Consider the following 22,157-nt stretch of genomic DNA (forward strand, 5'->3'; position numbering starts at 1 on the left):
GCGCCGCCGCGAACTGATGTTTCACCCGTACGGACTACGGATCGTCGCGGTCGCGAGTGGACGGCTCACGCCGGAGCGCGGGCGCCGGACCGCTGAGCGGTCCCGACGGTCCCGGCGGCCGTTAGGCCGCGTCGCGGCCGCTGCCCGGCAGGCGGGCGTCCTCGCCCTGGGGCTCGATACAGCCGTCGGCACGGCCCTCGCCGCGGTCCTCGGCGCCGGCCGTGGCCTCGGGGGCGCCCGGGGGCGTGGAGACCGCGCTGGCGGCGGCACAGGACGCCAGGAGCTCGTTCATCGTCGGCCGGGGGCCGTCCTCGCGCCGGAACGGAGACGGTTCGCTGTCGTCGCGGCGGGCCGCCGCGGCGAGGGACTGGTGGGCCGACATGGATGCCTCCCGGGAATCCTGGGGCGAGCGGGCATGGTTAGGTAGACCTAACCGGCTCTCTCCCTCCATGTGACCACGCCCGGCACCGCCGACGCAACATCTTCCCGACGGCTTGTCGGAAACTACGGAGCCCGCCGCCCCGGAAAGGGCCGCGGGCCCGCCCTGCTCAGAGCTCCTGCAGCACGCTCAGGTCGCAGCCCGCCCAGCGCGCGCCGACGCCCGTGACCGTCACCTCGCGGACGTCGTCCTCGTCACCCGACGCGGCCGCCTCGGCGCCCACCGCACGCGCGATGACGACGTGCAGCCGGTCCTCGGACAGCTCCTCGACCTTGCCCTCGCCCCACTCCACGACGACCACGGACTCCGGCAGCGAGACGTCCAGGTCCAGGTCCTCCATCTCCTCCAGGCCGCCGCCGAGCCGGTAGGCGTCGACGTGCACCAGGGGCGGGCCGACGTGCAGCGAGGGATGCACCCGGGCGATGACGAAGGTCGGCGAGGTGACGGCGCCGCGTACGCCCAGGCCCTCGCCCAGGCCCCGGGTCAGCGTCGTCTTGCCCGCGCCGAGCTCCCCGGTCAGCAGCACCAGATCCCCCGGGCGCAGCAGGCCGGCGAGCCGCCGGCCCAACTCCTGCATCCGGTCCGGAGACTTGACGGTTACCTGCGTGATGGCGTCGGTGGTGCTCATGCCGCCGATGGTACGAGGCCGCGCGTACACCGCGCGCCACGGCGGCGGCGCCCCGCCTCCGCCCGGCCGGCACTCGGCCGGCGCCGCCCCTGCTAGGCCCGTGCCGGGCGCCAGGCCCGGGATTCCGTCGCGGCGCGCTCGACCAGGGTCGTCAGGTGGCCGTTGACCAGTTCGGGGTGTTCCAGCATGACCAGGTGGCCGCCGTCCGGTACGCAGACCAGCTCGGCGGCCGGGAGCAGGTCGCCGATCGCGCGGCTGTGCTCCGGCGGTGTGATCAGGTCGCGGTCGCCGGCCAGTACGAGCGCCGGTACGCCGTCGTAGGCCGCCAGCGCCGCCGTCTTGTCGTGCACCGCGAACGCCGGGAAGAACTCCGCGACGACGTCGATCGGCGTCGCCTCGATCAGCCGCTCGGCGAACCGCGCGACCCCCGGGTCCACGTCCTTCGGCGCGCCGAAGGAGTACCGCTTCACCAGCCCCGCGAAGAGGTCGGCCGTCGCCCGCCGGCCCTTCTCGACCAGCTCGCTCTGCGCGCCCAGCGCCTTCAGCACGCCCGGCGCGAACCGGTGCAGCGCCTTCACGCCGAGCGACGGCAGACCGAAGGAGGCGATCTCGCTCAGCCGCCCGGCCGACGTGCCGATCAGGCCGACGCCGACCACCCGCTCGGCGACGTACTCCGGGAAGTGGTCCGCGAGCGCCATCACCGTCATGCCGCCCATGGAGTGCCCGACCAGCACGATCGGCCCGTCCGGCACCGCGGCGTCCAGCACCGCCTTCAGGTCCCGGCCCAGCATGTCGATGGTGACCGGTGCGGTGCCCTCGATCTGGGCGTGGCCGCGGGCCGAGCGCCCGTGGCTGCGCTGGTCCCAGTGGACCGTGCGGACGCTGCCGCGCAGCGCGGCCCGCTGGAAGTGCCAGGCGTCCTGGCTGAGGCAGTAACCGTGGCAGAAGACGACCGTGGGGGCCGCGGAGCGTCGCCCCAGGGCCCCCAGCAGGCGCTTGCGGCGGGCCCGCTGCGCCTCGCCGTCCGGCCGCTCCTCCGGCTCGTCGATCTCGTAGTACAGCTCGGTGCCGTCCTCGGAGTACGCGGTGCCCGGTGTGCCGCGCAGCGTGCCGTACGGGCCCGCCGAGTCCAGCGCCATCCGTGCCTTGCGGCGCATCCCGCGGCCGACCGTCAGCCGCTCCAGCGCGACCCCCGCGGCGGCGCCGGCCGCGACCATGCCGATCGCGGCGCCCGCGACGCCCGCGTGCCGTCCGGCCCGTGCCCAGCTGCCCACCGTCTCCGCCGCGTCGGCGGCGGCCCCGGCCACGTCCGGGACGACGCCGTGTGTGCCCTCACTCATGTCCCTTCCCCCGTTCCGTCGTGCTCAGGGACAGTTCCGTGTTCGGAGACATAGACGCGTGGCACCCGGCTTCCGATCCGGGTGACGATCTCGTAGGCGATGGTTCCCGTGGCCTGCGCCCAGTCCTCGGCGGTCGGCTCCCCGCGGTCGCCAGGGCCGAAGAGCACGGCCTCGTCCCCCACAGAGGCGGTTTCCCCGCCGAGGTCGACGACGAACTGGTCCATGGCGACCCGTCCGGCGATCGTCCGCCGCTTGCCGGCGATCAGCACCGGGCCGGTGCCGGAGGCGTGCCGCGGGATGCCGTCGGCGTAGCCGAGCGGGACCAGTGCGAGCGTGGTGTCGCCGGGGGTCGTGTAGTGGTGGCCGTACGAGACGCCGTGGCCGCCCGGTACGGGCTTGACCGACGCCAGGGAGGCGGAGAGCGTCATCACCGGGCGCAGCCCGAAGTCGGCGGGCGTGCCGACCTCGGGGCTCGGCGAGATGCCGTAGACGCCGATGCCGGCGCGGACGAGGTCGAAGTGCGCGTCGGGGCGGGTGAGCAGGCCCGGGGTGTTGCAGATGTGCCGCACCTCGGGGGCCAGGCCCGCCGCCTCCGCGGTCGCCAGCGCCTCGCGGAAGACGGTGAGCTGCGCGTCGACCGAGGGGTGGCCCGGCTCGTCGGCGCAGGCGAAGTGCGACCAGACGCCGGTGACCTGGAGGAGGCCCTCGGTCTCGGCGGCGCGGGCCGCCTCGGTCAGCTCCGCCCATTCGGCGGGCTGGCAGCCGTTGCGGCCGAGACCGGTGTCGATCTTCAGCTGGACGCGGGCCGGGCGGCCGGCGGCGCGCGCCGCGTGGCACACCTCGCGCAGCGCCCACATGCCGCTCACCGAGACGTCGATGCCGAGCAGCACGGCCTTGCGCCACGGGCCGCCGGGCGTCCACAGCCACGCCATGAGGGGGCCGGTGTCGCCCGCCTCGCGCAGCGCGAAGGCTTCCTCGGGGAGCGCGGTCCCCAGCCATTCGGCGCCGGCCTCGCGGGCCGCGGCGGCGCACTCCACCGCGCCGTGTCCGTACCCGTCGGACTTGACCACGGCCATCAGCCGGGCACCGGGAGCGTGCGCCTTCAGGGCACGCACGTTCGACCTCAGTGCGTCGAGGTCGATGGTGGCGCGGGCGCGCAGTGCTCTCTCGTTCATCGTCATCAGTGTCGCAGGTGCGGCGGGCGGAGCCCGTCCGGCCGCCGTGCCGGGCCGTTTCCGGCCGCCTGATGCGAGGTCACGCGGCCGGTTTGCGGCCCCAGACGAAGACGCCGTCGCCGTTCCTGAGGGTCTTCCACAGCTTCGCCGCGTGCGGCATCCGCATGTTCACGCAGCCGTACGAGCCGGGCGGGCTGTAGATGTTGCCGGAGATGCCGTGGAACGCCTGGCCGCCGTCGAAGAACTGGGAGTACGGCATCGGGGAGTTGTAGATCGTGGAGTGGTGGTGGCGGTTGCGCAGGTAGACCTTGTGCGCTCCGGGACGGGTGGGGTAACCGGCGCGTCCGCTGCGGACGGCGACCGGCCCGAAGATCACCTTGTCGTGGTTCTGCACCCACATGATCTGGCGCGGCAGGTCGACGCAGGCCACACGGGGTGCCCAGTGCTCGCCCTGCTTGCGCATCCGGGGCACGGGACAGCGGCCCTCCTTGTTGGGATCGGCCTTGGCCTGGAGGAGCCGGATGGTGCCCCAGGTGGCCGGGCCGGTGAAGCCGTTGGCCGGACTGATGTTCTCCTTCTTCTGGAAGGCGCTGATGGCCTTGCAGTCCGCCGGCGACTGCTTGCCGTCCACCGGCCGCTTCAGGTACCGCTCCACCTGCTTCTGGAAGGGGCCGGTGGAGGTGGTGCAGGCCGGGTCCGCCGGCGCGGCGGCCTGGGTACCGGCCGGGGCACGCAGGACCTCGGCGGGCGGCACGTACTCCACCGACACGTCACCGGTGTCGGCACGGGGGCCGTCGGCCTCCGGTGCGCCGGGCGGGGCCGCGGCGGGCTTCCCGGTGGCCGACGGCATCGACTCGTACGTCTGGTCGGGCGTGTCCTTCGGCTGCGCGCTGTTGGGGACGCCGGGGACGAGCTCGGACACGGTGTAGACGTGCGGCTTCTGCGGCTCGGGGTCACCGGCGGCGGCCCCGGGGACGGCCGCGAGGCCCAGCAGGGTGGCGGTGCCCGTGGCCGTGGCCAGGAGGGTGGAGAAGTAACGGTTCATGAGGGTACGTGTGCCGTGGCCGGGGTCCCGCGCCCCGCGGCGGGGGCCAGGTTCGCCCTGGCGAGCGGGATTTTCGGCCGGGCGGGGGCTCCCGCCGTGCGCGGCGGCGCCGGACGGCGTGGCCGCGGCCCGTCGGGTGAGACTGGGGGCATGAGGACTGCTTACAGCGTGGAGAAGGTGCGGGCGGCGGAGCGGGACCTGATGGCGCGGCTGCCGGACGGCGCCCTGATGCAGCGGGCCGCCGCCGGCCTGGCGGTGGCCTGTGCGGACCTCCTGGGCCGGGTGTACGGGTCCCGGGTGGTGCTGCTGGCGGGCAGCGGCGACAACGGCGGCGACGCCCTGTACGCGGGCGCCCGGCTGGCCCGCCGGGGCGCCGGGGTGCGCGCGGTGCTGCTGTCCCCGGAGCGGGCCCACCAGGGCGGTCTGGCGGCCCTCCGGGCGGCGGGTGGCCGGGTGTCGGCCGACCCGCGTGCCGACATCGCCCGCGCGGACCTCGTCGTGGACGGCATCGTCGGCATCGGCGGCAAGGGCGGGCTGCGCCCGGAGGCGGCGGAGCTGGCCGAGGCGGCACGCGGCACGACCGTGCTCGCGGTGGACCTGCCGAGCGGCGTGAACGCGGACACCGGAGAGGTCGACGGGACGGCCGTACGGGCCGACGCGACGGTGACCTTCGGCGCGTACAAGCCGGGGCTGCTGATCGATCCGGCGCGCGAGTACGTGGGCGCGCTGCGCCTGGTGGACATCGGTCTGGAGCTGCCGGCCCCGGACGTCGAGGCGCTGCAGCACGCGGACGTGGCGGATCTGCTGCCCGTCCCGGCGGCGGACAGCGACAAGTACCGGCGCGGCGTGGTGGGCGTCGTGGCGGGCTCGGCGCGCTATCCGGGCGCTGCGGTGCTGTCGGTGTCGGGTGCGCTGCGCGGCGGCGCGGGCGCGGTCCGGTACGTGGGCCCCGGTGCCGACGCGGTGATCGCGGCGCATCCGGAGACGCTGGTGCACGCGGGCCCGCCCTCGAAGGCGGGGCGGGTGCAGGCGTGGGTGATCGGCCCCGGGCTCGGCGACAACGAGGAGGCGATGGCGGACGTCCTGGACTCCGACGTGCCGGTACTGGTGGATGCGGACGGGCTGCACCATCTGGACCCGGCACGGGTGCGGTCCCGTACGGCGCCGACGCTGCTCACCCCGCACGCGGGCGAGGCCGCCGCGCTGCTCGGCGCGGCCCGCGAGGAGGTGGAGTCGGCCCGGCTGCGCTCCGTACGGGAGCTGGCCGCCCGGTACGGCGCGACGGTCCTGCTGAAGGGCTCCTCGACGCTGGTCGCCGACCCCGAGGGGGCGGCCGTCCGCGTCAACCCGACCGGTACGGGCTGGCTGGCCACGGCGGGCAGCGGGGACGTGCTCTCGGGGGTGGCCGGTGCGCTGCTGGCGACCGGCCTGGCGCCCCGGGACGCGGCGTCGGCGGGCGCGTACCTGCACGGCCTGGCGGCGCGTCAGGCGGCGTCCGCGGGTACGCCACTGACCGCGTGCGACGTGGCGGCGGCGCTGCCCGAGACGTGGCGGTCGGTAGCCTCCGCCTGACGGCTGACCGACGGCAGCGCCCCGTCAGGGGCGCGGGGCGTGTCGATATGCGGCTCCGCCCCGCGGGCGCGACCAGCCACGACGCGCCTGCGGAAGACCACCGGGCGCGCCCCCCGCGGCGCGCTCCGCCCCGCCCCTCAGCGGAGGGGTGGCTCACCCCTCCGCGATCACCACCGCCGAGGCCACGCCCGCGTCATGGCTGAGCGAGACGTGCCAGGACTGCACACCCCGCTCCTGGGCGGCCGCCGCCACGGTGCCGGACACCCGGAGCCGGGGCTGCCCGCTCTCCTCGACGTACACCTCGGCGTCCGTCCAGTGCAGGCCGCGCGGCGCGCCCAGCGCCTTGGCCAGTGCCTCCTTCGCGGCGAATCGGGCCGCGAGGGAGGCGACGCCGCGCGGCTCGCCGCCGGGCAGGTACCGCTCGCTGTCGACGAAGAGCCGGTCCAGCATCTGGGGCGTGCGCTCCAGGGCCGCGGCGAACCGGTCGATCTCGGCGACGTCGATGCCGACCCCGATGATCATTCGACGGTCACCGACTTGGCGAGGTTGCGGGGCTGGTCGACCTCGTTGCCGCGGGCCGTGGCCAGCTCGCAGGCGAAGACCTGGAGCGGCACGGTGGCCACCAGCGGCTGGAGCAGGGTCGGCGTCACGGGGATGCGGACCAGGTGGTCGGCGTACGGCACGACCGTCTCGTCGCCCTCCTCGGCGATGACGATGGTGCGGGCGCCGCGGGCCCGGATCTCCTGGATGTTGGAGACGATCTTGTCGTGCAGGACGGACCGCCCGCGCGGCGACGGCACGATCACCACCACCGGCAGGTCCTCCTCGATCAGCGCGATCGGCCCGTGCTTCAGCTCGCCCGCCGCGAACCCCTCGGCGTGCATGTACGCCAGCTCCTTGAGCTTCAGCGCGCCCTCCAGGGCCACCGGGTGGCCCACGTGGCGGCCGAGGAAGAGCACGGTGTTCTTGTCCGCGAGGCCGCGGGCCAGCTCCCGTACCGGCTCCATCGTGCCCAGCACCTCGTCCACCTGGGTGCCGATCTCGGCCAGCTCCTTCACCACGGCCTGGATCTCGTCGCCCCACTTCGTGCCGCGCACCTGGCCCAGGTACAGCGCGACCAGGTAGCAGGCGACCAGCTGGGTGAGGAACGCCTTGGTGGAGGCGACGGCCACCTCGGGCCCGGCGTGCGTGTAGAGCACCGCGTCGGACTCGCGCGGGATGGTCGAGCCGTTGGTGTTGCAGATGGCGAGCACCTTCGCGCCCTGCTCACGGGCGTGCCGCAGCGCCATCAGGGTGTCCATCGTCTCGCCGGACTGGGAGATCGCGACGACGAGCGTGCGGTGGTCCAGGATCGGGTCGCGGTAACGGAACTCGCTCGCCAGCTCCACCTCGCACGGGATGCGCGTCCAGTGCTCGATGGCGTACTTGGCGATCAGACCCGCGTGGAAGGCCGTGCCGCACGCCACGATGACGACCTTCTGCGCCTCCCGCAGCACCCCGTCCGGGATGCGCACCTCGTCCAGCGAGAGCCGCCCGTCCGCGCCGATCCGCCCGAGGAGGGTGTCCGCGACGGCCTTGGGCTGCTCGGCGATCTCCTTGAGCATGAAGTAGTCGTAGCCGCCCTTCTCGGCGGCCGAGGCGTCCCAGTCCACGTGGTACGGGCGCACCTCCGCCGGGCGGCCCTCGAAGTCGGTGACCTGGACGCCGTCCCGGCGTACCTCGACGACCTGGTCCTGGCCCAGCTCGACGGCCTCCCGGGTGTGCGCGATGAAGGCGGCCACGTCGGAGGCGAGGAACGCCTCGTCCTCGCCGAGGCCGACGACCAGCGGGGAGTTCCGGCGCGCGCCGACCACCACGTCCGGCGCGTCGGCGTGCACCGCCACGAGGGTGAAGGCCCCCTCCAGCCGGCGGCAGACCTGCCGCATCGCTTCGGCGAGGTCGCCGCAGGAGGAGAAGGACTCCGCCAGCAGGTGGGCGACCACCTCGGTGTCCGTCTCGGAGGCCAGCTCGTGGCCGCGGTCGGTCAGTTCGGCGCGCAGCGCGGCGAAGTTCTCGATGATGCCGTTGTGCACGACCGAGACCCGCCCGGCGTTGTCCAGGTGAGGATGGGCGTTGGCGTCGGTGGGGCCGCCGTGCGTGGCCCACCGGGTGTGCCCGATGCCCGTGCTGCCGGCCGGCAGCGGGCGCGCGGCCAGTTCCTTCTCCAGGTTGGCGAGCTTGCCGGCCTTCTTCGCCGCCGCCAGGCCGCCGTCGGCCAGAACGGCCACGCCGGCCGAGTCGTAGCCGCGGTACTCCAGCCGCTTCAGTCCGGCCAGTACGACGTCCAGGGCCGACTGCCCGCCCACGTATCCCACGATTCCGCACATGGAGGCAGCCTACGGCGCACGGAGATCATTGCCTGCGTACCGTACGCGTCAATGCCCGCGCTCGACGCGGTCGATGGCCTCCTGGACCAGATCGAGGAATTCCACCTCCTCGCAACGCGGTTTGCTGCCCATCTCGTACAGGACCAGGCAGTCCGTCAGCTCCTCCCCCAGGTCCTCCTCGGGCAGTTCGGCGGCCAGTTCGCTCTGTACGAGACCGGCGTGCCCGCCCTGTTCCGGGATCCACACCTCGTCCGCGCCGGCTCTCCGCTGGCGCTGCCGTACGTAATCGAGCAGGCGTGTCACCCTGCTCACCCCCATTTCCTCGCGACGCGGAAACTGACGCGTTCCCCCGCCTTCGGACGGTACCGGGGAATATCTGATTGGTATAGACATGCGGTATTCCGCCACCCCCCGGGATGAGCCGCGGCGGACGGCTGCGGACAATGGGCGACGTGCCCATGACGACAGAGCAGCCGCAGCAACGACGCCGCGCCGACGCCACGCCGTACGTCGACATGACCCGCGCGGAGTGGAGCGCCCTGCGCGAGAAGACCCCCCTCCCGCTGAGCGCCGAAGAGGTCGAGCGGCTGCGCGGTCTGGGCGACGTCATCGACCTGGACGAGGTACGCGACGTCTACCTGCCGCTCTCCCGGCTCCTGAACCTCTACTTCGGGGCCACCAGCAACCTCCGCGGCGCCCTGAACACCTTCCTCGGCGACCGGGAGGGCCACGGCGCCCAGGAGGGCACCCCGTTCGTGATCGGCGTCGCGGGCAGCGTCGCGGTCGGCAAGTCCACCACGGCCCGCCTCCTCCAGGCGCTGCTGGCCCGCTGGCCCGACCACCCGCGGGTGGAGCTGGTGACCACCGACGGTTTCCTGCTGCCCAACGCCGAGCTGCACCGGCGCGGCCTGATGTCCCGGAAGGGCTTCCCCGAGTCCTACGACCGGCGCGCCCTGACCCGCTTCGTGGCCAACGTGAAGTCCGGCAAGGCCGAGGTCACGGCCCCGGTCTACTCCCACCTCATCTACGACATCGTCCCCGGCGAGCGGCTGACCGTGCACCGCCCCGACATCCTCATCGTCGAGGGCCTGAACGTGCTGCAGCCCGCGCTGCCCGGCAAGGACGGCCGCACCCGGCTCGGCCTCGCCGACTTCTTCGACTTCTCGGTGTACGTGGACGCCCGCACCGAGGACATCGAGCAGTGGTACTACCGCCGGTTCCGGAAGCTGCGGGAGACCGCGTTCCAGAACCCGTTCTCCTTCTTCCGCAAGTACGCCCAGGTGCCGGAGGAGGAGGCGATGGAGTACGCGCGGAAGAACTGGCGCAACATCAACCAGCCGAACCTGGAGCAGAATGTGGCACCGACCCGCGGGCGCGCGAACCTCGTGCTCCGCAAGGGTCCCGACCACAAGGTGCAGCGGCTCTCGCTGCGCAAACTCTGACGCTCCCGAGGGATACCACCGTGCTGCACCTGCGCCTGATCGTCCCGGCCGGCCGTACGGACGAGGTGACCGACCTGCTCGCACGCACGGTCGGCACCACCCACCTGGTCGTCCTGGCCGGCGCCGCCCGCGACCCGGCCGGCGACGTCATCACCTGCGACGTCGCCCGGGAGGCCGGCGACGAGGTACTGGCGGCGCTGCGCGAGCGCGGCATCGATCAGTGCGGGGCGATCACCGTCGAGGACATCGACCTGTCGCTGTCCACCCGCGCGGCGCGGGCCGAGGAGGACGCGCCGGGCGAGGGCGCGGACGCGGTCCTGTGGGAACAGCTGCGGGGCGTCACGCACGAGGAGTCCACCCTCACCGTCACCTACGTCGCCTTCCTGGCGCTGGCGACGATGCTCGCGGCGTGCGGCGTGGTGCTGGACAACGCGGTGCTCATCGTGGGCGCGATGGCGGTCGGGCCGGAGTTCGGCCCGCTCGCCGGGGTCTGCACGGCGCTGGTGCAGCGCGCCCCGCGGCTCGTCTGGCGGTCGCTGTACGCGCTGATCGCGGGCTTCGCGCTGGCGATGATCCTCACCGTCGGCTTCAGCTACCTGATGGATCAGATGGGCCTCTTCAGCTTCCACCAGGTCGAGGCCGACCGGCCCAACACGTCCTTCATCTGGCAGCCGGACCCGATGTCCTTCGTGGTGGCGTTCCTCGCGGGCATCGCCGGCACGCTCTCGCTGACCTCGGCGAAGTCCGGCGCGCTGGTCGGCGTCGCGATCTCGGTGACGACCGTACCGGCGGCCGCCAACGCCGCGGTGGCCTTCCTCTACCGCGACTACGGCCAGACCTGGGGCTCCAGCAAGCAGCTGCTGCTGAACCTCCTCGGCATCGTCGTGGCCGGCACGCTGACGCTGCTGGCCCAGAGGTACTTCTGGGCCAGGCAGCGCCGGCGCGCCGGCCGGCAGGCCTGACGGCCCCGGGTCAGCCCAGCGCCGACTTCACCACGTCGGCCAGCCGGCCCGCGACGGCGCGCGCCTGCTCCAGGTCGGCGGCCTCGACCATGACCCGCACCAGCGGCTCCGTACCGGAGGAGCGCAGCAGCACCCGGCCGGTCGCGCCCAGCTCCCGCTCCGCGTCGGTCACCGCGGCCGACAGTTCGGCGGAGGTCGTCACCCGGGACTTGTCCACGTCCGGGACGTTGATCAGGACCTGCGGCAGCCGCTCCATGACGCCCGCCAGCTCGGCCAGCGTCCGGCCGGTCGCCGCGACCCGCGCCGCCAGCATCAGGCCGGTCAGCGTGCCGTCGCCGGTCGTGGCGTGGTCCAGCACGATGACGTGCCCGGACTGCTCGCCGCCCAGCGCGAAGCCGCGGGCCTTCATCTCCTCCAGGACGTACCGGTCGCCGACCGCGGTACGCACCAGCTCGATGCCCTCGCGCTCCAGCGCCAGCTTGAAGCCCAGATTGGACATGACGGTGGCGACCACGGTGTTCTGCCGCAGCGTGCCCGCGTCCCGCATGCCCAGCGCGAGCACGGCGAGGATCTGGTCGCCGTCGACCTCGTTGCCCTCGTGGTCCACGGCCAGGCAGCGGTCCGCGTCGCCGTCGTGCGCGACACCCAGGTCCGCGCCGTGCTCGACGACGGCGGCCCGCAGCTTGTCCAGGTGGGTGGAGCCGCAGCCGTCGTTGATGTTCAGGCCGTCGGGGTCGGTGCCGATCGTGACGACCTCGGCGCCGGCCCGCGCGAACGCCTCGGGCGAGACCCGGGCGGCGGCGCCGTGCGCCCCGTCGATGACGATCTTCAGGCCGTCCAGCCGGTTCGGCAGCACGCCGACCAGGTGCGCGACGTAGTTGTCGAAGCCCTCGGCGTAGTCCCTGACCCGGCCCACGCCCGCGCCGGTCGGCCGGTCCCACGGCTCACCGGAGGCGTGCCCGCGGTACCTGCTCTCGATCCGGTCCTCCAGCTCGTCGGCGAGCTTGTGCCCGCCCCGCGCGAAGAACTTGATGCCGTTGTCAGGCATCGGGTTGTGGCTGGCGGAGAGCATCACGCCCAGGTCGGCGCCGAGCGCGCCGGTGAGGTACGCCACCGCCGGGGTCGGCAGCACGCCCACCCGCAGCACGTCGACGCCCGCGCTGGCCAGCCCCGCCACCACGGCGGACTCCAGGAACTCCCCCGACGCCCGCGGATCGCGCCCGACCACGGCCACCGGCCGATGATCGTCAAAGGTCCCAGCTTCCGCCAGAACATGCGCCGCAGCGACCGACAGCCCGAGCGCCAGCTCCGCCGTCAGGTCCGCATTGGCGACACCGCGCACCCCGTCCGTGCCGAAGAGTCGTCCCACTGGTGTCCTCCGAGTCATTTCGCTTGGACCAGACCGTTATGACCGGTTACGTACAGGTATACGCCTATCTGGTCCCGGATAGCCGAACGCCCCGGCGGCACGAGAAGTGCCACCGGGGCGTTCCAAGCGGCTGCGCATCGCAGCAAGCGGCAATTAGCGCTTGCTGTACTGCGGCGCCTTGCGGGCCTTCTTGAGACCGGCCTTCTTGCGCTCGACCGCACGGTCGTCGCGCTTCAGGAAGCCGGCCTTCTTCAGCGGGCCGCGGTTGTTCTCGACGTCCGCCTCGTTCAGCGCACGGGCCACGCCCAGGCGCAGCGCGCCGGCCTGGCCGGAGATGCCGCCGCCGGAGATGCGGGCGACAACGTCGTAGCGGTTGTCGAGCTCGAGCACCTTGAAGGGCTCGTTGACTTCCTGCTGGTGCACCTTGTTCGGGAAGTAACCCTCGAGGGTGCGACCGTTGATCTTCCACTGGCCGGTGCCCGGGATGATCCGGACGCGGGCGATGGCGTTCTTGCGGCGGCCCAGGCCGGCGGCCGGCTGCGGGTCACCGAAGCGGGAGGCGAGGGACTCGGAGGTGTACTCACCCTCCAGCGGCGCCTCGGTCTCGGTGGTGTACTCCTCGACCTCGAGCGGGGTCTCGGCGGTGGTCTCAGCCACGATGCTCCTCAGATTCTCTTCGTCTTAGGGGGTGGCCGGACTTACTGCGCGACCTGGGTGATCTCGAACGGGACCGGCTGCTGAGCAGCGTGCGGGTGCTCGGCGCCCGCGTAGACCTTCAGCTTCGAGAGCATCTGACGGCCCAGGGTGTTCTTGGGGAGCATGCCCTTGATGGCCTTCTCGACAGCCTTCTCGGGGTTCTTGTCGAGCAGCTCGTCGTAGCGGACGGAGCGCAGACCACCCGGGAAGCCGGAGTGGCGGTACGCCATCTTCTGCGAGCGCTTGTTGCCGGACAGGTGCACCTTGTCGGCGTTGATGATGATGACGAAGTCACCGGTGTCAACGTGAGGGGCGTAGACCGGCTTGTGCTTGCCCCGCAGGAGGGACGCGGCCTGAGATGCCAGACGGCCCAGGACAACGTCCTGCGCGTCAATGATGTGCCACTGGCGCTGGACGTCGCCGGGCTTGGGGCTGAACGTACGCACGTCTTAGCCTTCGCTTCTTCAGTCGTGGGTCACCCCGGGCCCGCGAGGGCACAGGGAGACGGGTCCTTGTACAAGGCCACCACGGTCGACGGACCGGCATGGACGCTTCACGGGTGACGCAACCCGGAGCACGCCGCCGGTCATCGGCCCGGTGGACCGGCGTAAGGGCCCCTCACGTGAGATAGAGCAGACCAATACGCATAACGAACTGGCAGAATACCGGGCCTCCCCCAGGCGGGTCAAAACGCGCCGGGCACCGGGGACCGGTCCGCGCCACGCCCGCCCGGACGGCGCAGACAGGCAGAGGCGACCACGGCGGCGAGCGTCCACAGCATCGCCGCGTCCTTGAAGGCCCGCCGCCGGACGTCCTCCAGGTACGGCCAGTCCAGCCCGGCGACCTGCGGCACGAGAGCGGCCCAGAACCACACCGTACGGGGCACGGAGCCGGGCAGCACGGCCGAGGCGAGCAGCGGCCCCAGCACCACCAGCAGGTAGTGGTCGAAGGCCGGCCGGGACACCAGGAAGGCCGCGAGCAGCAGCATCGCCGCGGTCTCGACGAGCCGGAGCGGCCCGTCGTCCCCGCGCCGCCAGCGCAGGTACGCGCAGACCGCACCGGCGGCGGCCGCCACCGCCGCCAGCCCGAAGGCCGTGGCGGCCGGCACGCCGAGCCTGGTCAGCACCGCCCCGAGCGAGGCGTCGTACGGCCGCGCGAAGGCGTCCTGGCCGCGGAGGAGGAACGGCAGCGTACGGGTGAGGAACATGCCGGGCCGCGGCATCATCAGCGCCGCCGCCACGGAGGCGGCCAGCGGCACGGCGAGCGCGGCGGCCAGCGCGCCCCAGCGGCGGGCGAGGACGAACAGCAGCAGGACGGGCAGCAGCATCGGCTTCACGGCCAGCGCGCACCCGATGACCGCACCCGCCGCCGCCCACCGCGCACGGCGGACCAGCAGCAGCGCGAGGGGCAGCGCGACCACGGAGGAGAGCGTCCAGTTACCCAGCGTCACGAGATTGCGGAACGGCTGGAAGAACGGCAGCGCGGCCACGGCCAGCACCGCGAGCCGGCTGTCCGCCCGGACGCCGAAGAGCCGCAGGCTCAGGACCCAGCCCAGCAGGACGAGGCCGACCCCGGCCGCCGGCACCAGCCACGGCAGCCACCGCCCGGGCAGCAGCGCCTCGGGCACCGCGGCGAGCACCGCACCCGGCAGGTAGAGGAACCGCTCGTCGGCGTACGGAGCACCGCCGTCCAGCAGCGCCCGCGCCGCCTTCACCGCGAAGGCGTTGTCCATGCCGAGGTGGCCGCCGCGCCGGACGGTCGCCACGACCACCGCGGCCGTCAGCCCGGCGGCGACGGCCCGCAGCGGCCAGGGAGCGGGCCGCAGCAGCCACGCCACCCGGGGTGACTGTCCCGTTCGCCCCGCTTCGTCCGCCGCTGCCACGCGGCCACCCTAGAACCCCCGGGTCACCGCTTCCGCTCGACCCGCCGCTCGTCCCACACCGGCTCCGCCGTCTCCCGTACCCGGCCGTCCGCGCCGAAGACCAGGTACCGGTCGAAGGAGCGGGCGAACCAGCGGTCGTGCGTCACCGCCAGCACCGTCCCCTCGTACGCCTCCAGCCCCTCCTGCAGCGCCTCCGCGCTCTCCAGGTCCAGGTTGTCCGTCGGCTCGTCCAGCAGCAGCGCCGTCGCGCCCGCCAGCTCCAGCAGCAGGATCTGCAGGCGGGCCTGCTGGCCGCCGGAGAGCCGGTCGAAGCGCTGCTCGGCCTGGCGCTCCAGCTCGTACCGGCGCAGCGCGCTCATCGCCTGCCCGCGGTCCTTGGCGTGCTCCTTCCACAGGATGTCCAGGAGCGTGCGGCCCTCCAGCTCCGGGTGCGCATGGTTCTGCGCGAAGTGGCCGGGGACGACGCGGGCGCCCAGCTTCCACGTGCCCGTGTGCGCCACGGGCTTCTCGGAGTCCCCCGCCAGCAGCCGCAGGAAGTGCGACTTGCCCGAGCCGTTGGAGCCCAGTACCGCCACCCGCTCGCCGTAGAAGACCTCCAGCGAGAAGGGCTTCATCAGACCGGTCAGCTCAAGGTTTTCGCAGGTCACGGCCCGTACGCCGGTACGCCCGCCGCGCAGCCGCATCCGGATGTCCTGCTCGCGCGGCGGCTCCATCGGCGGGCCCGCCTCCTCGAACTTCTGCAGCCGCGTCCTGGCCGCCTGGAGCCGGGAGGCCATGTCGGAGTTGAAGGCCGCCTTCTGTTTGTACATGTGCACCAGCCGCTTGAGCTTGGCGAGCTCCTCGTCCCAGCGCCGCCGCAGCTCCTCGAAGCGCGCGAACCGCTCCTTGCGGGCCTCGTGGTACGTCGCGAAGCCCCCGCCGTGCACCCACACGTCGCTCCCGGCGACCCCCGGCTCGACGCTGACGATCTTCTCCGCCGAACGGGCCAGCAGCTCCCGGTCGTGCGAGATGAACAGCACCGTCTTCTTCGTCTCGCGCAGCTGCTCCTCCAGCCAGCGCTTGCCGGGCACGTCCAGGTAGTTGTCCGGCTCGTCCAGCAGCAGCACCTCGTCGGTGCCCCGGAGCAGCGACTCCAGCACGAGCCGCTTCTGCTCGCCGCCCGAGAGGGTCCGCACCTGGCGCCACTGCGCCTTCTCGTACGGCACGCCCAGCGCGGCCATGGTGCACATGTCCCAGAGCGTCTCGGCCTCGTACCCCCGCACCTCGGCCCAGTCGGAGAGCGCCTGCGCGTACTGGAGCTGCGCCGCCTCGTCGTCCCGCTCCATGACCGCCAGCTCGGCCCGGTCCACGGCCTCGGCGGCGGTACGGATCTCGGGCCGGGCCACCGACACCAGCAGGTCCCGGACCGTCCGCTCGTCCCGCACCGAGCCCACGAACTGCGGCATCACACCGAGGCCGCCACCGACCGTGACCGATCCCCCGTCGGGCTTCAGCTCGCCCGCGATCAGCCGCAGCAGCGTCGTCTTGCCCGCCCCGTTCGCCCCGACCAGCGCGACCGTGGCGCCTTCCCCCACCCGGAAGGACACATCGCCCAGCAGCACCCGCCCGTCGGGCAGGTAGTACTCCAGATGTCCCGCCTCCACATGTCCCATGCGGGAAATTCTCGGCCCGCGGCACCACACGGGACAAACGGGTTTCCCGGGCACCGCCCGGCCCGGCACCCGAAGTCCTTCTGTGACCTGTGCGCACTAGGATGCGCGCCATGAGCTTTGGGGATGGGGGGCCGTACGGCCCCGGGGGATCCGGTCCGTCGTCCACTCCGGACTGGGCCGCGCTGGCGGAAGAGAGCGAGGCGCGCAGCAAGCGCAAGCGCTGGCTCCTGATCGGCGGTGGCGCCCTGGCCACCCTCGCGGTGGCCGGCATCGTCGCCACCGCGGTGATCACCAGTAACGGCAGCGGCACACCGTCCGCGCTGCCCTCGCCCGAGAAGCTCCCCGACGAACCGGCCGACCCCAAGCCGACCTTCTCCGACGTCTCGGTCCCGCCGCCGCCGGACCCGATGGAGTACATCAGCGACGCCAAGAAGGACACCGCGCCGCTCACCGCCGCCTCGCTCTTCCCCGATAAGCAGCTGACGGCCGGCGGCCGGACCTACCCGAAGGCCACGACCAGCTCCACCGACAGCTGCACGAGCGTCGCCCAGGGCGGCCTCGGCCCGGTGCTGAAGAAGCACGGTTGCGAGAAACTGCTGCGCGCCACCTTCTCCCGGGACGGCGTGGCGGTGACCGTCGGCGTCGCCCGGTTCGACACCAAGGCCGCCGCGGCCGCGGTGAAGGAGGAGTACAAGCCCAACCTCGCGGCGCTCGCCGGCGGCAAGGTCGCCCCGTTCTGCCAGGCCACCGCCTGCCGGACCTCGGTCAACGCGACCGGCCGGTACGCGTACTTCACGATCTCCGGCTACCTCAACGGCAAGGCCGTCACCACGAGCGAGACCCAGGCCCTCCAGGCCGGCCGGGACGGCGCCGCCTACGCCTGGGGCCGCATCATGCAGCGCGGCCGCGACCAGGCCGACGCGGCCGCGAAGAAGCAGCTGCAGAACTGAGCGGCGGCGGGCGGGGCGCCCGGCCCCGCCCGCTTCCCGCCGCGTCTCAGCAGCAGCCGGCGCCCGGCAGGGTCCGCCTGTTGCGTGCCTCCTTGTTGCGGGCGGCCAGCAGTTCGTCGGCCGGGTAGCCGACCTCCTCCAGGGTCAGCCCGTGCGGCCGTACGACGTGCACCGCCGAGTCCCGCACCCCCGCCGCGAGCACCTTGCCCGGCCACTCCACGGGCCGGTGCCCGTCCCCGACGAACAGCAGCGCGCCCACCAGCGACCGCACCATGTTGTGGCAGAACGCGTCGGCGCGCACGGTCGCCGTGACGATCCCGTCGGCGCCCCGCTCCCAGCTCAGCTCCTGCAGCGTACGGATGGTCGTCGCGCCCTCGCGCCGCTTGCAGTACGCCGCGAAGTCGTGCTCGCCCAGCAGCGGCTCCGACGCCGCGTTCATCGCCGCGACGTCCAGGTCCCAGTCGTGCCAGAGCACGTGCCCGCGCAGCAGCGGGTCGACGCCGCCGGGGTGGTCGGTGACCCGGTACGCGTACCGGCGCCAGATCGCCGAGAACCGCGCGTTGAAGCCTGCGGGCGCCTCGCTCACGCGCCAGACGCGTACGTCCTTCGGCAGCCGCCCGGCGAGCCGCCGCCGCAGCTTGTCGCCGTGCTCGGCCCACAGCTCCTGCGGCAGGTCGACATGGGCCACCTGGCCCCGGGCATGCACCCCGGCGTCCGTCCGGCCGGCCACGGTCAGCTCGTACGTCTCCGAAGCGCGCATCACCGTCCGCAGCGCGTCCTCGATCTCCCCCTGGACCGTCCGCCGCTCCCGCTGCTTGGCCCACCCGGAGAAGTCTTTTCCGTCGTACGAAAGATCCAGCCGCACCCGTACGTACCCGGGCTCCACCTCATCGCTCACGCGACCATCCTCTCAAGGAGAACGGGCCCGCTCCCCGAGGGGAACGGGCCCGTTCAACGGCCTTGGTCAGGCTCAGGCGTCCTTGGACTCCTCGGCCGGGGCCTCGGCGGCCTCGTCCTTGGTGTCCTCGGCCTTGGCGGCCTCGTCGGCCTCCTTCACCGCGCGCTTGGTCGCGGCCTCGGCCTCGGCAACGGTGGCCTTCTTGGCGATCTCGCCCTCGACCAGCTCGATGACCGCCATCGGGGCGTTGTCGCCACGACGGTTGCCGATCTTGGTGATGCGGGTGTAGCCACCCGGACGCTCCGCGAAGCGCGGCGCGATCTCCGTGAAGAGCGTGTGCACGACGCTCTTGTCACGGATGGTCTGGAGCACCAGACGGCGGTTGTGAAGGTCGCCCTTCTTCGCCTTGGTGACCAGCTTCTCCGCGACCGGGCGCAGGCGGCGGGCCTTGGCCTCGGTCGTGGTGATGCGGCCGTGCTCGAAGAGCGCGGTCGCGAGGTTCGCCAGCATCAGACGCTCGTGCGAAGCGCTGCCGCCCAGACGGGCTCCCTTGGCGGGACGCGGCATGGTGTTTCTCCTTCTGTCTGCACCGGCCGTGTCAGGTACCGGTGTCAGTTACCGACGAGCGGACGCCCGCCGGAAGTGTCGCTGAGCCGGTCGGCTCAGTACTGCTCGGTCTCGACGAACCCGGCGTCCGCGTCGTCGTCGGCGCCGAAGGCGTCCGCCGCGGCGGTCGGGTCGAACCCGGGGGGCGAGTCCTTCAGGGCCAGGCCCATGCCGGCCAGCTTCGCCTTGACCTCGTCGATCGACTTCGCACCGAAGTTGCGGATGTCGAGCAGGTCGGCCTCGGAGCGGGCGACGAGCTCACCCACGGAGTGGATGCCCTCGCGCTTGAGGCAGTTGTAGGAGCGGACCGTGAGCTCCAGCTCCTCGATCGGCAGCGCCAGGTCGGCGGCCAGGGCGGCGTCCGTCGGGGACGGGCCCATGTCGATGCCCTCGGCGTCGATGTTGAGCTCACGGGCCAGACCGAACAGCTCGACCAGGGTCTTGCCGGCGGACGCCATGGCGTCGCGCGGGCGCATGGCCTGCTTGGTCTCGACGTCGACGATCAGCTTGTCGAAGTCGGTGCGCTGCTCGACACGGGTCGCCTCGACCTTGTAGGTGACCTTGAGCACGGGGCTGTAGATGGAGTCGACCGGGATACGGCCGATCTCCTGGCCCACCTGCTTGTTCTGCACCGCGGAGACGTAGCCGCGACCGCGCTCGACGGTCAGCTCCATCTCCAGCTTGCCCTTGCCGTTCAGCGTGGCGAGGACCAGGTCGGGGTTGTGCACCTCGACACCGGCCGGCGGCGCGATGTCCGCGGCGGTGACCAGGCCGGGGCCCTGCTTGCGCAGGTACATCACGACCGGCTCGTCGTGCTCCGAGGAGACGACCAGCTGCTTGATGTTCAGGATGAGGTCGGTGACGTCCTCCTTGACGCCCGGCACGGTGGTGAACTCGTGCAGGACACCGTCGATGCGGATGGACGTGACCGCCGCACCCGGGATCGAGGAGAGGAGCGTACGACGCAGGGAGTTGCCGAGGGTGTAGCCGAAGCCCGGCTCCAGCGGCTCGATGACGAACCGGGAGCGGTACTCGTCGACGACCTCTTCGGTCAACGAGGGACGCTGAGCGATCAGCATGTGTTCGTTCCTTCAGTTTGGGGCGCCCGCTATTTGACGCCCGCGGTACTGACAAGGGTACGGGCCGTACGACCACGAATCCGAGGGAATCGCATGTCGTACGGCCCACAGCACCCTGGGCCGGGCCACGGGGACCCGGCCGCGGCGAGCTCTTACTTGGAGTAGAGCTCGACGATCAGCTGCTCCTGCACCTGGGTGTCGATGACCGGGCGCTCGGGCAGCGAGTGCACGAGGATCCGCAGCTTCGAGGGGATCGCCTCCAGCCACGCCGGGACGGTCTTCTCGCCGGCCTCGGCCTGAGCCACCTGGAAGGGGGTCAGGTTCCGGGAGCCCTCGCGGACCTCGATGATGTCGTTCACGGCGACGCGGGCCGACGGGATGTCGGTCTTGCGGCCGTTCACGTTGATGTGTCCGTGACGGACCAGCTGACGTGCGTGGTCGCGGGACTTCGCGAAGCCCGCGCGGTAGACCACGTTGTCCAGACGGGTCTCAAGGATGCGAAGCAGGTTCTCACCGGTCTTGCCGGTCTTCTGGTTCGCTTCCTTGTAGTACCCGAGGAACTGCTTCTCAAGGACACCGTAGATACGGCTGCACTTCTGCTTCTCCCGCAGCTGCAGCAGGTACTCGCTGTCCTTGGTGCGCCCGCGACCGTGCTCACCCGGGGGGTAAGGACGGATCTCGATCGGGCACTTCGCGCTCTCGCACTTGCTCCCCTTGAGGAAGAGCTTCTGCTTCTCCCGACGGCAACGCTTGCAGTCGGCCCCGGTGTAACGCGCCATTGTCTAGTTGTCTCCTAGTTCAGCTGATCGTCAGACGCGGCGGCGCTTCGGCGGGCGGCAGCCGTTGTGCGGGGTCGGCGTGACGTCCTGGATCGAGCCGACCTCGAGGCCGGTGGCCTGGAGGGAGCGGATCGCGGTCTCACGGCCGGAGCCGGGACCCTTGACGAAGACGTCGACCTTGCGCATGCCGTGCTCCTGCGCGCGACGGGCAGCCGACTCGGCGGCCATCTGCGCGGCGAACGGCGTCGACTTACGCGAGCCCTTGAAGCCCACGTGACCGGCCGAGGCCCAGGAAATCACGTTGCCGGTGGGGTCGGTGATCGAAACGATCGTGTTGTTGAACGTGCTCTTGATGTGAGCGTGCCCGTGGGCGACGTTCTTCTTCTCCTTGCGGCGCACCTTCTTGGCGCCGGCCGTACGGCCCTTCGGAGGCATGAATTACTCCCGTGGAGGTGGTCGGTCCTACAGCGAAGACCGCTAACTTCTGCGGATTTCCGGAGTCGCCCCCGGTCAGCCGCAGTGCGTCCGCTGAGGACTACTTCTTGCCCGGCTTCTTCTTGCCGGCGATCGCGCGACGCGGGCCCTTGCGGGTGCGAGCGTTCGTGCTGGTGCGCTGACCGTGGACGGGCAGACCGCGACGGTGACGGAGACCCTGGTAGCAGCCGATCTCGACCTTGCGGCGGATGTCGGCCTGGATCTCGCGACGGAGGTCACCCTCGGTCTGGAGGTTGGCGTCCACGTACTCGCGGATCTTGACCAGGTCCTCTTCGGGAAGGTCACGAACGCGGGTGTTCGGGTCGACACCGGCAGCGGCGAGGGTCTGCTTCGCCAGCGTGCGGCCGATGCCGAAGACGTAGGTGAGGGCGACCTCCACGCGCTTTTCGCGCGGGATGTCAACACCTGAAACGCGTGCCATCGAATGGCTCCTGTGTTGAATCGGGGGTCTTCCACAGAACCGCTCCGTGACCGCCGACCACTCCCGGAGGAGCAGTGGTACGGCCAGGTCTCCGGCCCCCGCCGGAGGTGTCGTCAGCCGTCATGGCCGGACGGGCTCTGCGTATGAACTGTTGCTCGCGTCGCGCGAAGAACTGCGGAAATGCAGGTGGCGTGCGTCAGCCCTGGCGCTGCTTGTGGCGCAGGTTGTCGCAGATGACCATGACCCGGCCGTGGCGGCGGATCACCTTGCACTTGTCGCAGATCTTCTTGACGCTCGGCTTGACCTTCATGGGATGTGAGGTTCTCCGGGTCAGTGCCGTAAGCCCCACGGGAGCGGGGCA

Annotated in this window: 24 protein-coding genes; 4 read left to right on the forward strand and 20 right to left on the reverse strand. The window is 72.2% G+C overall.

Translation table 11 applies throughout. The annotated features are described in order from the left end of the window. Nucleotides 1–121: 121 nt before the first annotated feature. From AAC944_RS16805 to AAC944_RS16825, 5 genes are all read right to left on the reverse strand, one after another. Nucleotides 122–382, reverse strand: a complete 261-nt coding sequence (locus tag AAC944_RS16805) for a hypothetical protein (RefSeq protein WP_030619851.1) — start codon at nucleotides 380–382, stop codon at nucleotides 122–124. 166 nt (nucleotides 383–548) lie between these two features. Then, nucleotides 549–1,067 carry a tRNA (adenosine(37)-N6)-threonylcarbamoyltransferase complex ATPase subunit type 1 TsaE gene (gene tsaE, locus AAC944_RS16810; protein ID WP_030619852.1) on the reverse strand — a complete coding sequence of 173 codons (519 nt, stop codon included), beginning with the start codon at nucleotides 1,065–1,067 and terminating at the stop codon, nucleotides 549–551. 92 nt (nucleotides 1,068–1,159) lie between these two features. Further along, a complete protein-coding gene (locus AAC944_RS16815; protein WP_030619853.1) occupies nucleotides 1,160–2,407 on the reverse strand; it encodes an alpha/beta fold hydrolase in 1,248 nt (415 codons plus the stop codon). Beyond that, the gene (alr, locus tag AAC944_RS16820; protein ID WP_030619854.1) at nucleotides 2,404–3,582 is read right to left on the reverse strand and encodes an alanine racemase; all 1,179 of its coding nucleotides are present in this window, start codon (nucleotides 3,580–3,582) and stop codon (nucleotides 2,404–2,406) included. Before alr ends, AAC944_RS16815 begins: the two co-directional genes overlap by 4 nt. A gap of 79 nt (nucleotides 3,583–3,661) precedes the next feature. Beyond that, nucleotides 3,662–4,627, reverse strand: coding sequence for a L,D-transpeptidase family protein (locus tag AAC944_RS16825; protein WP_051872112.1), 966 nt, complete (start codon nucleotides 4,625–4,627; stop codon nucleotides 3,662–3,664). A 150-nt stretch (nucleotides 4,628–4,777) separates the two neighbouring features. On the opposite strand from AAC944_RS16825, the gene AAC944_RS16830 reads away from it, so the two are divergent. Further along, entirely contained in the window at nucleotides 4,778–6,199 is a 1,422-nt protein-coding gene (locus AAC944_RS16830) for a bifunctional ADP-dependent NAD(P)H-hydrate dehydratase/NAD(P)H-hydrate epimerase (protein WP_030619856.1), read from the forward strand. Between the two features lie 153 nt (nucleotides 6,200–6,352). Here AAC944_RS16830 and AAC944_RS16835 read toward each other — a convergent pair whose 3' ends face one another. The 3 genes from AAC944_RS16835 to AAC944_RS16845 are packed head-to-tail and all read right to left on the reverse strand — an operon-like array spanning nucleotide 6,353 to nucleotide 8,877. Beyond that, complete coding sequence (locus AAC944_RS16835; protein ID WP_030619858.1) at nucleotides 6,353–6,721, reverse strand: holo-ACP synthase; 369 nt, start codon at nucleotides 6,719–6,721, stop codon at nucleotides 6,353–6,355. Then, entirely contained in the window at nucleotides 6,718–8,565 is a 1,848-nt protein-coding gene (glmS, locus tag AAC944_RS16840; RefSeq protein ID WP_030619862.1) for a glutamine--fructose-6-phosphate transaminase (isomerizing), read from the reverse strand. The genes AAC944_RS16835 and glmS overlap by 4 nt, the downstream gene beginning before the upstream one ends. 48 nt (nucleotides 8,566–8,613) lie before the next feature. Continuing rightward, complete coding sequence (locus AAC944_RS16845) at nucleotides 8,614–8,877, reverse strand: hypothetical protein (RefSeq protein ID WP_438272811.1); 264 nt, start codon at nucleotides 8,875–8,877, stop codon at nucleotides 8,614–8,616. Nucleotides 8,878–9,017: 140 nt separating this feature from the next. On the opposite strand from AAC944_RS16845, the gene coaA reads away from it, so the two are divergent. Then, nucleotides 9,018–10,007, forward strand: coding sequence for a type I pantothenate kinase (gene coaA, locus AAC944_RS16850; RefSeq protein ID WP_030619868.1), 990 nt, complete (start codon nucleotides 9,018–9,020; stop codon nucleotides 10,005–10,007). A gap of 20 nt (nucleotides 10,008–10,027) precedes the next feature. After that, complete coding sequence (locus AAC944_RS16855) at nucleotides 10,028–10,969, forward strand: DUF389 domain-containing protein (protein WP_030619871.1); 942 nt, start codon at nucleotides 10,028–10,030, stop codon at nucleotides 10,967–10,969. Between the two features lie 10 nt (nucleotides 10,970–10,979). Here the strand turns inward: AAC944_RS16855 and glmM are convergent, their stop codons facing one another. From glmM to AAC944_RS16880, 5 genes are all read right to left on the reverse strand, one after another. Beyond that, a complete protein-coding gene (gene glmM / locus AAC944_RS16860; protein ID WP_030619875.1) occupies nucleotides 10,980–12,338 on the reverse strand; it encodes a phosphoglucosamine mutase in 1,359 nt (452 codons plus the stop codon). A 153-nt stretch (nucleotides 12,339–12,491) separates the two neighbouring features. After that, nucleotides 12,492–12,995, reverse strand: a complete 504-nt coding sequence (gene rpsI / locus AAC944_RS16865; protein WP_030619879.1) for a 30S ribosomal protein S9 — start codon at nucleotides 12,993–12,995, stop codon at nucleotides 12,492–12,494. A 41-nt stretch (nucleotides 12,996–13,036) separates the two neighbouring features. Beyond that, the gene (gene rplM, locus AAC944_RS16870) at nucleotides 13,037–13,480 is read right to left on the reverse strand and encodes a 50S ribosomal protein L13 (RefSeq protein ID WP_030619882.1); all 444 of its coding nucleotides are present in this window, start codon (nucleotides 13,478–13,480) and stop codon (nucleotides 13,037–13,039) included. A gap of 239 nt (nucleotides 13,481–13,719) precedes the next feature. Further along, nucleotides 13,720–14,916 carry a glycosyltransferase 87 family protein gene (locus AAC944_RS16875; RefSeq protein WP_030619884.1) on the reverse strand — a complete coding sequence of 399 codons (1,197 nt, stop codon included), beginning with the start codon at nucleotides 14,914–14,916 and terminating at the stop codon, nucleotides 13,720–13,722. Between the two features lie 23 nt (nucleotides 14,917–14,939). After that, nucleotides 14,940–16,568, reverse strand: coding sequence for an ABC-F family ATP-binding cassette domain-containing protein (locus AAC944_RS16880; RefSeq protein WP_030619887.1), 1,629 nt, complete (start codon nucleotides 16,566–16,568; stop codon nucleotides 14,940–14,942). 110 nt (nucleotides 16,569–16,678) lie between these two features. On the opposite strand from AAC944_RS16880, the gene AAC944_RS16885 reads away from it, so the two are divergent. Further along, a complete protein-coding gene (locus tag AAC944_RS16885; RefSeq protein ID WP_030619890.1) occupies nucleotides 16,679–17,518 on the forward strand; it encodes a hypothetical protein in 840 nt (279 codons plus the stop codon). A gap of 46 nt (nucleotides 17,519–17,564) precedes the next feature. Here AAC944_RS16885 and truA read toward each other — a convergent pair whose 3' ends face one another. The 7 genes from truA to rpmJ form a co-directional block, all read right to left on the reverse strand. Next, complete coding sequence (gene truA, locus AAC944_RS16890; protein WP_030619893.1) at nucleotides 17,565–18,416, reverse strand: tRNA pseudouridine(38-40) synthase TruA; 852 nt, start codon at nucleotides 18,414–18,416, stop codon at nucleotides 17,565–17,567. 72 nt (nucleotides 18,417–18,488) lie between these two features. Further along, the gene (gene rplQ / locus AAC944_RS16895; RefSeq protein WP_030619897.1) at nucleotides 18,489–18,983 is read right to left on the reverse strand and encodes a 50S ribosomal protein L17; all 495 of its coding nucleotides are present in this window, start codon (nucleotides 18,981–18,983) and stop codon (nucleotides 18,489–18,491) included. 95 nt (nucleotides 18,984–19,078) lie between these two features. Next, nucleotides 19,079–20,101 carry a DNA-directed RNA polymerase subunit alpha gene (locus tag AAC944_RS16900; RefSeq protein ID WP_003956430.1) on the reverse strand — a complete coding sequence of 341 codons (1,023 nt, stop codon included), beginning with the start codon at nucleotides 20,099–20,101 and terminating at the stop codon, nucleotides 19,079–19,081. A gap of 152 nt (nucleotides 20,102–20,253) precedes the next feature. Next, nucleotides 20,254–20,880, reverse strand: coding sequence for a 30S ribosomal protein S4 (rpsD, locus tag AAC944_RS16905; protein ID WP_030619901.1), 627 nt, complete (start codon nucleotides 20,878–20,880; stop codon nucleotides 20,254–20,256). Nucleotides 20,881–20,910: 30 nt separating this feature from the next. Next, nucleotides 20,911–21,315, reverse strand: a complete 405-nt coding sequence (rpsK, locus tag AAC944_RS16910; RefSeq protein ID WP_004571845.1) for a 30S ribosomal protein S11 — start codon at nucleotides 21,313–21,315, stop codon at nucleotides 20,911–20,913. A gap of 100 nt (nucleotides 21,316–21,415) precedes the next feature. Beyond that, nucleotides 21,416–21,796, reverse strand: a complete 381-nt coding sequence (rpsM, locus tag AAC944_RS16915) for a 30S ribosomal protein S13 (protein WP_030262856.1) — start codon at nucleotides 21,794–21,796, stop codon at nucleotides 21,416–21,418. A gap of 196 nt (nucleotides 21,797–21,992) precedes the next feature. Next, nucleotides 21,993–22,106 carry a 50S ribosomal protein L36 gene (gene rpmJ, locus AAC944_RS16920; protein WP_003956441.1) on the reverse strand — a complete coding sequence of 38 codons (114 nt, stop codon included), beginning with the start codon at nucleotides 22,104–22,106 and terminating at the stop codon, nucleotides 21,993–21,995. Nucleotides 22,107–22,157: the final 51 nt, after the last annotated feature.

It is taken from the genome of Streptomyces sclerotialus (assembly GCF_040907265.1).
Classification (GTDB): domain Bacteria; phylum Actinomycetota; class Actinomycetes; order Streptomycetales; family Streptomycetaceae; genus Streptomyces; species Streptomyces sclerotialus.